Here is a 12,605-nt window from a genome sequence, read left to right on the forward strand (position 1 = left end):
ATATAATGTACAAGCGTAAAATGATACTTTTGTCGATGGTAAATGATTATAGATTTGCGATATATTTGGTGAAGCTTTCATAACTGGACGAAAAATCTCAAGGTCGAGGCAAAAGAATTTTTTACTATATTTCATAAGTCTTACATAAGATCGGTGGCTGTGATCTGTATTTATTCCCAAGCCGCTGATACAAATATATATCCTTTTTTATGGATTGTTTTTATACGATAGGGCTTTTTATTATTATCATTCAATGCTTTTCTTAAACGTGATATTTTTAAATCGATACCTCTATCAACCCCATCATATTCATGCCCAGAAAGAGCATACATAATGCTATCTCGACTCAGCAACCTATCATGGTTCTTAACCAACAAAGCAAGCATTTCAAAGTCACTGGTACTTATTGAAATTTCTTCATCAAAGAGATGAACACTCTTAGTACTAAAATTGATAGAAAAATTGCCAAATTGAAATTGATTTTGATTATTAACTAAATTGGGTCGACGTAACAATGCCTCTATTCTTGCTTTCAAAACCTCGTCTGCAACAGGTTTAGTTAAGTAGTCATCTGCTCCTAAATTTAAAGAGGATACTTCACTTTCAATATCATTAATTGCTGTTAGCATGAGTATTTTCCCCAAATACTCATCTCTAATGGTATGGCATATTTGATCTCCATTCATGCCAGGAAGCATTATATCTAAGATTACTAGGCAAGGTTGCTCACGAATGATGCGATAGACCGCTCTATCACCACGTTTTTCAATAGAAACATCATAACCTGCTTCTTGTAAGCTTTCTTTGAGGTAATTGGCTAACTTAACGTTATCTTCTACAAGCAATATTGATTTATCTTTCATTCGTTCTGTCTAAGCCCCCCTCTTTAAATAAGAAAACTCTCTAAACAAATTTAGTCTGAATTGATTTTTAAGTTCAGTGTTACATAGATATCAGTAGGTAAGCAAACACACGGCGCATCCGTACATTTTATATACAATTGATCTGTTTTAACTCGATATAATGATAGCTAATGGGCGAGTCTGTGGGGATAAATTATGAGCGCTTATGTTAAAAATTTTGATGAACATAAAGAAATCAAATCTTCACGTGACATTTGCAAATCATTAAAACCTGTTCCCACAGCATATATGGACAATAAACATTGTGAGCACTGTGATCCCGAAAAACGTTCTCATTTTCGAAGAAAATTTTTTAATTTATTCCATTATTTTATATTCAATCCATTTATCTATCTTTTATCTAAACTCTTTCTCCTATCAGAGCATGATTTTTTACGATTCAATAACCTATTAAATCAGTTGGTCATTAATATTTTTCAAAAACTAAAACTATATACCAAGACTCAGACCATTGATAGGAAACAATTCAATAACAGTGTCCTTGCATTTTGGGATGAAGCACAAAAAAGAGGGCTAGAGCTGTATAATTTTAAGGAATCTAACTTGCATACTCTGTATTTTAAGTTGGTCTACAATAGGAAAAAATATTATTTCATCCAGACTCCAATCTCTCTTATTTCTCAAAAAAATACACGCTTTGATGAGGATACTAAATATGATAATAAATGGATCCTCAAGAAAAAATTATTAGATAGCCAAATTCCCTGCCCCTTAGGGAGGGTTTTTATTTCCAGCAAAAAAGCCTACAACTATGGCATTTCATTGGGATTTCCTCTTGTGGTTAAGCCATTATCTGAATCTCTAAGTATTCACACTTCATGTACTATTCAAACTCCAAATGAATTAAAAGAAGCGATAAACATAGTAAAGCAAGTTGATTTTCGCGTGCTGGTTGAAAAACACATACCTGGGGATGTTTATCGGTCATTAATTATTAATGATTCATTAATCGCTTGTGTGAGGAGACAACCTGAGAGCATTGTTGGCGATGGTGTAACTACACTTCAAGAGTTAATTGATAAAAAAAATAAAGTTACGTGGAAAGAAGGTCATGGTAAATATCCATATAAAATTACTCCAAATAGCAACTTGATAAACATTTTGTCAGCCCAGGGAGTTGCTCTTAATACGCTAATAAACAAGGGACAACAAATCTTCATTGCAAAAAAAGTTACTATGAGTAGTGGTGCAAAAATCAGTGATGTTACCGATCTGATACATCCTGAGAACAAACTATTATTGGAAAAAGCCCATAAAATCCTCAATATACCGCTTACGGGTCTTGATTTTATTTGTCAGGACATTTCTCTTCCATGGCATAAGCAACAATTTGGAATTATTGAAAATAATAGCTTCCCTTACATTGAATTACATCTCAATCCGTCTGATGGGAAAGGAATTAATGTAGCAGGTAAAATTTGGGACTATGTACTCGATGTTTTAAGTCAAAAAAACGAGTAACCCAATAAATGTACAATTTATATACAATTGGGGTTTTTTAACTCGGTATAATAACAGATAAGTAAATCTTTATTCGGATGAAACCATTATGAACTTGCACTGGAGTATTCTCATGAAAAAAGACAAAGAGAAGCATCAGCCTGTCCTTGAATCCATAACGGCAGATGAACCCAAAACCTCTTCTATAGCATTAGCTTTACAACAATTTAGAAAGGAAGCAGAAAAAAAAGAGGCTGCTGAGGAAGGTGCAAAAGTACGCTGTCCGACTTGTTTTAAAGAAATCGCACCTAAGCGCCTTTGTTCCGGACATGGCGCGGGTGGTAGCGGAGGTGATAGTGCCACCTCTGATAAGAAGACATCTGAGGAAAAAGCGAGTCCTGGTGAAGATAAATTCCTAACTAAATCAGGCACAGTAGTTGGGTCTGAAGATGAATTGGTAGGAGTGTTTGGTTCAGAAGAACTTGATTTAGAGTCTGGTTTTGACCCAGAAATAATTGAAAAATTAATTGCTGATGGGAAATTGTTGGTTGATAGTGATCGTGAATCAATGACTCTTAAGCTTGAATTACAATGTGATCCTAATGAATTAACTCCAAAGCAACGACATGAATTAAAAAAATTCATGGAAGCGATTATAAACGAATTCAGTGAATTTAAAGAAGAAAATCATCTTTCTGATGATTGCATACAAATCCTTCAGGATGAGGAGGGAAACATACATTCTCTTCGCATTACCATGCCCACATTAGCTTTATACGATGCATTTATCCAACAGCTAGCAAATAATTTAGTACCCGTACCCAGTCCGAAAGCACAAGAAAGAGATGAGGTAACAAAAGAGCAAAGCTTTGCTCCAAATCCACTTTCGAGGGAACCCAGGCCGTCTAATAAAGATCAATCCTCCACACAAGAAGCTAATGAGATACATACTAAATCTGAAGATGGGGAACAAGAAATTTTTAACCCATCTCCTTTTAATATGAAGCCGTGGTAATAAAGAGCAGGGGTTTATTGATTATTGAAAAGAACTATTCAAGATCCCCTTTCGTATCCAATAATACGATTACGTAATTGGGAAATACCATTTATGCTTTCTCCAAGACGGAGCCCTTAAGTCTTGGCACAAGAGCGTTGAGGTCATTGGTTGTAGTGTTGATGCTCTTCAGTGGGGCGTCGATTTATAACTGATATTTATTTTTCTGGTTTTCCTATTTATCTGATTGAATGGTGTAGCTTTTTAGGCTATGATTGAAGCTTAGTTGGCTTCAAAATAAAAATCATGTTTGATACTTCAATATTGTTTTCTGAATATCGGCGGCGTGTGCTGGCACTTTTATTGCTTCATCCTGATGAGCGTTATCATGTCCGAGAGATTGCGCGGTTAACGAATACCACAGCGGGTACACTTCATCGAGAACTATCCAAACTTGCTAAATCCAAAGTACTTCTGCGCGAGCAGAGTGGTAATCAAGTTTATTACCAAGCAAATCGAAATTTTCCTATTTATATGGAGCTTACAAGCATTTTAAAGAAAACGTCTGGTTTGGTGGATGTGTTGTTTGATTTTTTAACTCCATTAGCTGAAAAAATTGAAGTGGCTTTTTTTTTGTTCGGTGGCCAAAGGAACTGAAAACCTTGGAAGTGATATTGATGTGCTTATTATTGGTGAGGTTGACTTTACAGAAGCAGTTGAGGCTCTTTATGCTGCTCAAGCTAGTTTAGGGCGAGAAATTAATCCCAAAATATATTCCAGGGAACAATGGAAGGCATCTTTACAAAAACAAGATCTTTTCATTCAGGAGGTTTTAAATAATCCCAAGCTCTTTATTATGGGAGCTGAACATGACCTTGGATAATTTAATTGGCATCAGCCTGGAACAAATGGATGTGTATCAATCCGATGAGGTGCAGGATTCATTTGATGGTGTTAAGCCAAGCATTAATGGGTTTTATGCAATAAAAAAAGAACCTCCATTTTTGTCTGTCCCTACCCATGGAGTTGCGATGGTCGCTGTAGTAAGTGGAGCTATTTTTCTTGAGGACTGTGTTTGAACAGGCATTGGCTTTAAGATTAAAATGCCCGCATAGGGAAAACCCATCAATTAATGCTTTTTTGCAGCATTTATTTTGAACTAAAACGAGTAAACTAACATGGAAATAAGAACCGTAGCCTTTGAATCCGATTTAATTATTACCCTGGAAGGCAATCAGAAGGTAGTTATTACTCCCTTTAAGACTCTTGAGCCTGGCAACTTTAAGTTGGGTATTGAGGCTCCTAAAAATATATCCATTAACAGACAGGAAATCCATTTAAGAAAACAAGAACAATTAAAGAAATATGAGGGTTAGGGAAGACTGGTGCTATTTTCGTAATCTGCTGCATCGCAAAGAGGTGAAAAAAATTATTCAATAGGTAGAAAGTAGATTGAATTAAAAGGAGGTTCCTCTATATTGATATGATGGTGATCGTGTTAATGGGTATTTTTGAGCATTAATTGGGAACAAGAAAAGGCCATTCTAATATGTCAGTCAAAATCACACTGTATCGTTGGGAAGGACAATATGGGGCTTTCAAAATCAAAGTCCCTTGTGGTGAATGTTCGCTCACCAAGGATATTATCTTGGATGCGATTGCAACGGATTTAAAAGACATTCCTGTCGAATTGGACATTCATGCCTGGCTTAATGAGTGGTGGAAGCCGTTATTGAAAGGGGCGTGGCATGCCCCTATTGTACTGGTTGAGGGTAAAGTGATTAGCCAAGGCCATGCTCTGAATCGTGGGGTGTTAACTCAAGCGGTGATTGAGGCCCATGCAAAACAAACCACATTAACGGGGAATCATATTTTTGGTAAACCCCATTGCATCCACTGCCAGCATGCCAAACAGTATTTCGAAGAAGCCAAACTTTCTTATGAATTTCACGATGTGGTAAAAAATCCAAGGGATTTGTATGAGATGCTGGCACGGGTTAAGCCCATTGTTGGTGCAAAAACACCGATAACTGTTCCTCAAATATGGCTTGATAGTCAATACGTTGGAGGAGCTGAGGAATTAAGTGCCATTCTTGGGCGAGAGGTTGAGCCTAATCCTGAGCGAGGGATTTGCTCTCTTACCGCAAAAGGCCATGAGAAAAATTAAACCACTGATTAAATCAGTTCAACGTCTTCTGCTTGCAAAGACAATGTGATTAAAGATACCAAAGACTGGAGAAAAAGTAATTATTTTCTTGTGCTGATTATTATTGCACCGCCTAAGATAATCATAGTTCCATGTGAATTAGTCATGATGATTCTCCTTAGGCTCCAATGTGGTGAAAAGAAGGGCAGAGGTTATTCGGTCGATGCTGTTTACACGGATGCAGTAAGTGCTGCAATGCCACCTTTAATCGCCTTAACTCTTCAATTGGTGGATATCATTATTCTGGGGATTTTCCAGCAAGATTTTTATGAATTTACTGTAACTCCAAACGGAACAAACAGTGTTTTCCCATCGATTTGCACTTGGGCGAACATTTTAATAAATCCTACTTTGTTAGGTTTTATATGAAATAGCAATTCAGGTCCTCCTCGTTCCGTATTATTTGTAGGCTCCTTGCCCATTGGATGAACATGAGTTACTGTTTTAAAGTCCTCATTAAAACCAACGATGTGGGCATAAGCACCCATAATGGGCTCTAAGGTATGAACTGGGTTTTCCTTTGCATCGGTGATGTCAATTTTGCCCATGACTGCTTGACCGACGTGCAATGGTGTTTTATCAAAAGACAATTTAAAATGGTAGCCATCAACACTACTTTCAAATAATGGTTGTCGATGAATAGGATTTTCCAATTTCTTTTTTGTCTTTGGGAAAGGTAAATCGGCAACTACATATTCTTGGGTTTTTGTATTAGTCGGTATAAGATCAGCCCATGCTCGATAGGAGGCACTCTTAAGCGTAGGCTGCCATTCAAATTGATAGATGCCTGGTATCGTTGTTTCGACTGGATGGACATGACTATAGTCAAGGAGGCTATCATCGATAATCAACAAATGAATCTTTTGTGTATGTGCTTCAATAAGATCGTTTAAGGTGATTGGTTTATTGTTTTTTGTGTCAATTAATTTGATGAACACCAGTTTCTTGTCCTTTTTATCCATTATCTCTTGAATAGATAATTGCAAGGTATTTTTTGATTTCAAAGAATGTGTTGCTTGATTGTTCATCATGCGCTGATTAGGCTTTTCCGAGAAAGCAGTGGGATGATATAAGTTAATGAATATCAAGCTCATTAGGGTGATGGCAAATTTCTTCACAATATTTTTGTCTCCAAGAAAACCAATTGGTTATAAAATAATTTCTTATAGTCCTATTCTGTAAGCTATTTATTTTGATCAGCATATAGAATGATATCATGATTGTCCTTTTAAGACAGGCATTAAATATAAGTAGAGGTATCTTAAATGTTTATTAGGAGCGTCATCGATGTAATTGATTGGGATGACGAAATTGATGTGATATGTGTCAATTAATAGTTTAATATTTCAAAAAACCAGCTCAAATTTTGAATCGGTTTAGGATACGAAAAAAGTGAGCTAAAAACAATTCAACTATCATTCAATTAATTCAAAACAAAGGGACAAAATTTTCTTTTGCACGCTAAATCTTTTTAGGTTTTTTTGAGGACACATCAAGACATTTTAATTGGGTTTCTCAAAGGTTATTCTTAGCTAACTGTCTGTCAAAGCAGAGAACACTTTGTTTTGACTTATCCATACCAAAGAGTCTATATTGTAATTATTTCCCTTTAAAATCAAGGATAGAAATCATCATGAAACAAAGTCATTGGATGGTTTTGGCGTGTTGTTTTATTCTTACTGCATGCATGAGCAGTGGCACGAGCAGTAAGAATACTAAGAGTCTGGAAGAACATGTCGCTCAAGGCCATGTTGGTCATGGTGGCGGTGGTGGTCGCTAACACTAAAATCTTTTACTCAATCCTAAAGGTTAACATGAGCGCTCACTCTATTAAATAAGAACTATTTGGGCACTAAAAATTGGGATAAAATGATGCGCACCACATCATAATGGATGGCGAATGCAAAGGATGGCTGTTATGGCAGAACAGTGGCACGAAAAATCACCTGCAGATATGGCATTGTTGTTTGAAACTGACTTATCTTTAGGACTATCTGAGAAAGAAGCACAACAGCGGTTAAAAGAAGTGGGACTCAACCTGCTGAGTCAACAGAAAAAAACGTCTCCTTTCCTCATTTTTTTGCAACAATTTGCAAGTGTGGTCACCTGGGTGCTTTTAGGTGCTGTTGTTGTGTCTTTTTTGTTGGATGAAAAAGCCGATGCCATTGCCATTTTGGCCATTGTCATTTTAAATGCCATCATTGGATTTGTTTTAGAATATCGTGCCGATCGCGCCATGCTTGCTCTTCAACAAATGGCCGCTCCTAAAGCCACCGTGTTGCGAGATGGCCGCGTGAGGGTGATAGCTGCTTCTGATATCGTACCAGGAGATATTCTTCTATTTGAAAGCGGTGATTTAATCGCTTCCGATGCTCGCCTTTTTGAATTATCAGCGCTTAAAGTCAATGAAGCACCACTCACCGGAGAATCGATACCAGTCGCTAAAAACCTAGAGATTTGTGCTAAAGAAACGCCTCTAGCCGATCGTAAAAACATGGTGTTTATGGGCACCTCTATAGCCGATGGCACAGGTCGCGCGCTTGTCGTGGCGACTGGTATGCAAACGGAAATGGGGCACATTGCCAAAATGCTGGGTGAAGCGTCTCGTGATGAAACGCCTTTGCAGAAAAAACTCAATCAAGTGGGTTCTCGTCTATTGTGGCTTTGCTTTTTCATTATCATTGCCATTTTTGGCTTAGGTCTCTTACGTAACATCCCTATCTTCAGTTTGTTCATGAGTTCAGTCAGTCTTGCAGTGGCTGCAATTCCTGAAGGATTACCTGCTGTAGTCACAGTGGCTTTAGCGCTTGGCGTGCAGCGTATGGTACGGCGTGCCGTACTGGTAAGGCGATTATCGGCGGTTGAAACACTCGGCTGTTTACAAGTCATTTGCACCGATAAAACAGGAACGTTGACGGTAGGGGAAATGACGGCGCGTAAGCTTGTGACAGCAAGTGATGTTTATAGCATTCAGGGAGAGGGTTATAACCTGACAGGGGGATTTTCACTACAAGGCCAGGAAATTAATGTGTCTGATGACACGTTGTTGCAAGCTACCTTACGAGCAATGACAGTTTGTAATAACGCAGAATTTAGCGAGCAAAATGGACAGACGACAACCGTGGGAGACCCAACTGAAGTGGCTCTTTTGGTTGCTGCAGCCAAAGGAGGCGTTTGGCAAGGGGAACTGCGATCCTCTTATCCTCGCATCAAAGAGTTACCCTTTAGTTCCGAACGCAAACGCATGACGGTTGTGTGTCGACAAGACCATCAAAACATCGCTTTTGTTAAGGGAGCACCCGAACTCATTTTGGAGCGCTGCACCTATATTTTGACCAAAACAGGCATTAAAAAATTAACACCTAATGATAAAGCGCGCATGAAACAATCCTGCGAACTCATGGCCAGCGAAGCATTAAGACTGTTAGCTTTTGCTGAGCGTCAAATAGAGCCTATAGCTTTAGAAAAAGAAGAGGAAGAGATTGAAAATAACCTGGTTTTCTTAGGTCTTATTGGTCTTCAGGACCCCCCTCATGCGAGTAGCAAGGAATCCATCAGTCGCTGTAAAAAGGCTGGCATTAAACCAGTGATGATTACAGGAGACCATCCTGATACAGCAAAAGCCATTGCCAAAGAGCTTGGCATTTTGGAGGCAGGGGATCGATTGCTCACTGGCAACGAACTTGAAAACATGTCAGAGGAGGAGTTTAACCATTGCGTCAAAGACATTGCTGTTTATGCTCGTGTGACTGCGGAGCATAAATTAAAAATCGTACGGGCCTGGAAAAAACAACAAATGGTGGTGGCGATGACAGGCGATGGGGTGAATGATGCACCTGCTTTAAAAGAAGCATCTGTGGGGATTGCGATGGGAAAAACAGGCACTGCAGTTACCAAGGAAGCCTCTGACATCATTGTCATGGACAATAATTTCACCTCGATTGTGGCGGGCATTGAAGAAGGCCGGACTATTTACGATAACATTGCCAAAACACTTGGCTTTTTATTAGCAGGCAATAGTGGGGAGTTACTGGTTGTGTTTGTAGCCCTTTTAATTGGTTGGCCATTGCCGTTGCTTCCTATCCAATTATTATGGATTAACTTAGTAACCGATGGTTTACCGGCCATTGGCTTAGCTACCGATATGTCAGAGCCAGGGATTTTGAATCGTCCCCCCAGAGCCACGCAAAAATCCATGATGGATATGGCGTTTTTCAAACGAGTAACCTTTGTGGGTTGTTTAACGGCTTTAGTCACTCTTGGTGTGTTTGCTTATGAATATTTAATCGATAAGGATTTAGTCCAAGCCCAGGATGCGGCGTTTTCTGTCTTAGTAACCGCCGAACTTTTACGGGCCTTTGGAGCACGAAGCGACACGAAGAACATCTGGCAAGTAGGATTGTTTTCCAATTTAAGACTCTTTTTTATTGTGAGCATCAGTTTTTCCCTGCAGGTCTTGATTCATCATATCCCGGCGCTGCGCGAATTATTTGGCATTGAACCGGTCTCACTCACTCAGTGCGTTGTTTGGATTCTATTAGGCATGGTGCCTTTGTTAGTGATAGAAGCTCAGAAGCGGCTAAGGAAGGCACCAAATGAAGCATTTTAGTGTTAAAAAAATGATTTGGACTATTCTCTTAGGTTTTTCATGTTTTACAGGACCAGTATCTTATGCCAAGATACCGCCTGCTTTATCGCAGCTAATCAATGAGGCCACGCAAAACAATCCTCAAATTCGTGCGGCACGCGACCGACTGCTGGCAGCAATCCATGTGATTCCACAAGCGCGTGCGTTACCTGATCCCAAGTTGAATGCAGGGTACATCAACATGTCTGAGAATATCCCTATGGATGTGGATCCAAGGCGAGAGCAAATGTTGGGTGGCCAACAAGAAATTCCTTTTCCTGGTAAACTCATTGTGCGAGGAAGGATAGCAACGCTAGAGGCCAAAAGAGCGGAAGCAGAATATCAAGCCACTAGTTTCGCCGTTATTGCTGAATTAAAACGGCTTTATTACGACCTTTATTTTGTCAATAAATCCATTGAAATCGTACAAAGAAACCAAGAGCTTCTTCATGAAATGGAAAAGAGTTCCGAAGCCAATTACAGTGTGGGGAAAACACCACAACAAGATATTTATCGTGCCCAAACTGAGATTTCTCGTCTGCTGATGCGTTTAGTCATCTTAAAGCAACAACGGGGATCCCTGCAGGCGGGTATCAATCGCCTTTTAAATCGTTCTTTAGAAATTACAATCCATACACCAGCAGTGCTCCCTGTAACGCCAATGTGTCATAATTTAGAGTATTTTTATACGCTCGTTAAGAGCCGAGCGCCGCAATTAATCATGCAGCAACGTGCTGTTCAAAAAGGACGGCAAGCCATCCGCTTAAGTAAAATGGAGTATTTCCCGGATGTGGAAATCGAAGGGGGACGACTTCATGATACGGGAATGCACACCAAAGGCTATCAAGTCTTGTTAAAAGCAACCGTGCCTCTTTATTTCATGCAAAAGCAAAATCATGCCGTGCGCGAATCACTTGCGCGGTATAATGCGGATATTGAGGATTTGCAGACCACCTATCGTATGCTTTCTTTTCAAGTGAAAAATGCTTATTTGTTGGCAGAGCGCTCTGCAAAACTCATTCATCTGATTCAACATACCATCATTCCACAAGCCAGCTTAACATTTACTTCATCGCAAGCCACCTACGGCGTGGGCAAAGTGGATTTCTTAACGATGCTGAATAATTTATTGACGCTGCAAGAAAATGAATTGGAATGGCACGGTGAACTCGCTGAACATGAAAAAGCGATAGCACAAATCGAAGAAAGCACAGGGACGTTCTTATGAATTTTAAGATGATAATCAAGGGTGTGGTTATCTTGAGTTTACTTTCGTTGTTGCAGGTAACTCAGGCGCAACAGGCCATGGATAATCATGACAAGATGGACATGAAACAGTCCACTCAAGGAAATGAGATTGTGATTGATCCGGCTCGTTTACAAGCCATTGGCATTACGTCAGAGCCGGTGCGTCGCCAAGTGGTTGAAAAAATAATCCGTACCGTGGGGCGTGTTGAAGCCGATGAGCGGCGTGTTGCCCATATTCATGTGCGCTTTGATGGGTGGATTGAGAACTTATTCATTAATTTTACTGGAGAAAAAGTCAAAGCAGACCAAGCTCTTTTCACCGTTTACAGTCCTGAATTGGTCGCCACCCAGCAAGAATATTTGCTCGCCCTTAATGCCCAAAAAATATTAAGCAAAAATACGACATCGAGTGCGGCTCGTGGTGCGCAGTCTGCTTTTCAAGCAGCCCACCAAAGGTTGTTGCTGTGGGGGATTTCCGAAAAAGACATTGAGCAATTAAGACGTACGGGCAAAATCACTCGGACGATGACGATTCATTCCCCCATCCAAGGTACGGTGCTTAAAAAAATGGCGCTGGTGGGCATGCGCATTGAGCCAGGAGATGAACTCTATACCATTGCTGATTTATCACGCTTGTGGGTTTTAGGGGACATTTACGAATATGAGCTTCCTTATATTCGTCTTGGTCAAATGGCTGATTTGACCCTTACCTACTTGCCCAATGAATTATTTAAGGCCAAGCTTGATTTTATCTACCCTACGATTGACATGAAAACACGTACAGCCAAGGTTCGCTTTGAAGTGGACAACCAGAAGGAGCAATTAAAACCGGGCATGTATGTGAATCTGGAACTCAAAGTACCTTTGGGTGAACGTCTTGTGGTCCCTAAAAATGCTGTTCTACTCACAGGTGAGCGCGCAGTGGTGTTTATTTACCATGGTAATGGCAAAATTGAATGGCGGGACGTGACCTTAGGGGTTAGGGCAGGGGATTTGCTTGAGATAATCAAAGGGGTTAAAGAGGGCGATCAAATTATTACGTCTGCCAATTTCCTCATTGACTCAGAGAGCCAGTTGAAAGCGGCCATGGGAGGTATGCAACATCAATAGACTTTCTTACCGAGCCTCTACAATAGGAAAGAAGCTCTAATAAAGAGGCGTGATTTG

Annotated in this window: 13 protein-coding genes; 11 read left to right on the top strand and 2 right to left on the bottom strand. The window is 39.7% G+C overall.

From position 1 onward, the window contains the following. Positions 1–170 precede the first annotated feature (170 nt). Positions 171–863: a response regulator gene (locus ACWTEW_RS01000; protein WP_021460541.1), complete on the bottom strand. Its 693-nt coding sequence runs from the start codon at positions 861–863 to the stop codon at positions 171–173. A 195-nt stretch (positions 864–1,058) separates the two neighbouring features. Here ACWTEW_RS01000 and ACWTEW_RS01005 point away from each other — a divergent pair, with 195 nt between their 5' ends. The 7 genes from ACWTEW_RS01005 (at position 1,059) to ACWTEW_RS01035 (ending at position 5,524) form a co-directional block, all read left to right on the top strand. Beyond that, positions 1,059–2,384, top strand: coding sequence for a hypothetical protein (locus tag ACWTEW_RS01005; protein WP_454783450.1), 1,326 nt, complete (start codon positions 1,059–1,061; stop codon positions 2,382–2,384). Positions 2,385–2,496: 112 nt separating this feature from the next. Next, the gene (locus ACWTEW_RS01010) at positions 2,497–3,378 is read left to right on the top strand and encodes a hypothetical protein (RefSeq protein WP_454783451.1); all 882 of its coding nucleotides are present in this window, start codon (positions 2,497–2,499) and stop codon (positions 3,376–3,378) included. Positions 3,379–3,663: 285 nt separating this feature from the next. Beyond that, entirely contained in the window at positions 3,664–4,014 is a 351-nt protein-coding gene (locus ACWTEW_RS01015; RefSeq protein ID WP_021460536.1) for a winged helix-turn-helix domain-containing protein, read from the top strand. After that, positions 3,998–4,240, top strand: coding sequence for a nucleotidyltransferase domain-containing protein (locus ACWTEW_RS01020; RefSeq protein ID WP_021460535.1), 243 nt, complete (start codon positions 3,998–4,000; stop codon positions 4,238–4,240). Before ACWTEW_RS01015 ends, ACWTEW_RS01020 begins: the two co-directional genes overlap by 17 nt. After that, positions 4,227–4,436 (top strand): hypothetical protein, encoded by a 210-nt coding sequence (locus tag ACWTEW_RS01025; protein ID WP_029345383.1) that lies wholly within the window; start codon positions 4,227–4,229, stop codon positions 4,434–4,436. The genes ACWTEW_RS01020 and ACWTEW_RS01025 overlap by 14 nt, the downstream gene beginning before the upstream one ends. 99 nt (positions 4,437–4,535) lie before the next feature. Further along, the gene (locus tag ACWTEW_RS01030; protein ID WP_021460533.1) at positions 4,536–4,733 is read left to right on the top strand and encodes a carbon storage regulator; all 198 of its coding nucleotides are present in this window, start codon (positions 4,536–4,538) and stop codon (positions 4,731–4,733) included. A 173-nt stretch (positions 4,734–4,906) separates the two neighbouring features. Beyond that, positions 4,907–5,524 carry a glutaredoxin family protein gene (locus ACWTEW_RS01035; protein ID WP_021460532.1) on the top strand — a complete coding sequence of 206 codons (618 nt, stop codon included), beginning with the start codon at positions 4,907–4,909 and terminating at the stop codon, positions 5,522–5,524. Positions 5,525–5,829: 305 nt separating this feature from the next. Here the strand turns inward: ACWTEW_RS01035 and ACWTEW_RS01040 are convergent, their stop codons facing one another. Continuing rightward, entirely contained in the window at positions 5,830–6,681 is an 852-nt protein-coding gene (locus tag ACWTEW_RS01040; RefSeq protein WP_021582650.1) for a hypothetical protein, read from the bottom strand. 515 nt (positions 6,682–7,196) lie between these two features. Between ACWTEW_RS01040 and ACWTEW_RS01045 the strand changes: the two genes are divergently transcribed. The 4 genes from ACWTEW_RS01045 (at position 7,197) to ACWTEW_RS01060 (ending at position 12,548) form a co-directional block, all read left to right on the top strand. After that, on the top strand, positions 7,197–7,343 hold the full coding sequence (locus ACWTEW_RS01045) for a hypothetical protein (RefSeq protein ID WP_021460531.1): 147 nt from the start codon (positions 7,197–7,199) through the stop codon (positions 7,341–7,343). A 138-nt stretch (positions 7,344–7,481) separates the two neighbouring features. Further along, positions 7,482–10,172, top strand: a complete 2,691-nt coding sequence (locus ACWTEW_RS01050; protein WP_031301740.1) for a cation-translocating P-type ATPase — start codon at positions 7,482–7,484, stop codon at positions 10,170–10,172. Further along, positions 10,159–11,418 (top strand): TolC family protein, encoded by a 1,260-nt coding sequence (locus ACWTEW_RS01055; protein ID WP_021460529.1) that lies wholly within the window; start codon positions 10,159–10,161, stop codon positions 11,416–11,418. Before ACWTEW_RS01050 ends, ACWTEW_RS01055 begins: the two co-directional genes overlap by 14 nt. Further along, the gene (locus tag ACWTEW_RS01060) at positions 11,415–12,548 is read left to right on the top strand and encodes an efflux RND transporter periplasmic adaptor subunit (RefSeq protein ID WP_021460528.1); all 1,134 of its coding nucleotides are present in this window, start codon (positions 11,415–11,417) and stop codon (positions 12,546–12,548) included. The genes ACWTEW_RS01055 and ACWTEW_RS01060 overlap by 4 nt, the downstream gene beginning before the upstream one ends. The last annotated feature ends 57 nt before the right edge of the window (positions 12,549–12,605 follow it).

Source organism: Legionella stuttgartensis (assembly GCF_977063405.2).

Bases quoted from the DNA above. Each gene is read 5' to 3' on its own strand.
- ACWTEW_RS01000 (WP_021460541.1), bottom strand. From the start codon at position 863: ATGAAAGATAAATCAATATTGCTTGTAGAAGATAACGTTAAGTTAGCC.
- ACWTEW_RS01005 (WP_454783450.1), top strand. From the start codon at position 1,059: ATGAGCGCTTATGTTAAAAATTTTGATGAACATAAAGAAATCAAATCT.
- ACWTEW_RS01010 (WP_454783451.1), top strand. From the start codon at position 2,497: ATGAAAAAAGACAAAGAGAAGCATCAGCCTGTCCTTGAATCCATAACG.
- ACWTEW_RS01015 (WP_021460536.1), top strand. From the start codon at position 3,664: ATGTTTGATACTTCAATATTGTTTTCTGAATATCGGCGGCGTGTGCTG.
- ACWTEW_RS01025 (WP_029345383.1), top strand. From the start codon at position 4,227: ATGACCTTGGATAATTTAATTGGCATCAGCCTGGAACAAATGGATGTG.
- ACWTEW_RS01030 (WP_021460533.1), top strand. From the start codon at position 4,536: ATGGAAATAAGAACCGTAGCCTTTGAATCCGATTTAATTATTACCCTG.
- ACWTEW_RS01035 (WP_021460532.1), top strand. From the start codon at position 4,907: ATGTCAGTCAAAATCACACTGTATCGTTGGGAAGGACAATATGGGGCT.
- ACWTEW_RS01045 (WP_021460531.1), top strand. From the start codon at position 7,197: ATGAAACAAAGTCATTGGATGGTTTTGGCGTGTTGTTTTATTCTTACT.
- ACWTEW_RS01050 (WP_031301740.1), top strand. From the start codon at position 7,482: ATGGCAGAACAGTGGCACGAAAAATCACCTGCAGATATGGCATTGTTG.
- ACWTEW_RS01055 (WP_021460529.1), top strand. From the start codon at position 10,159: ATGAAGCATTTTAGTGTTAAAAAAATGATTTGGACTATTCTCTTAGGT.
- ACWTEW_RS01060 (WP_021460528.1), top strand. From the start codon at position 11,415: ATGAATTTTAAGATGATAATCAAGGGTGTGGTTATCTTGAGTTTACTT.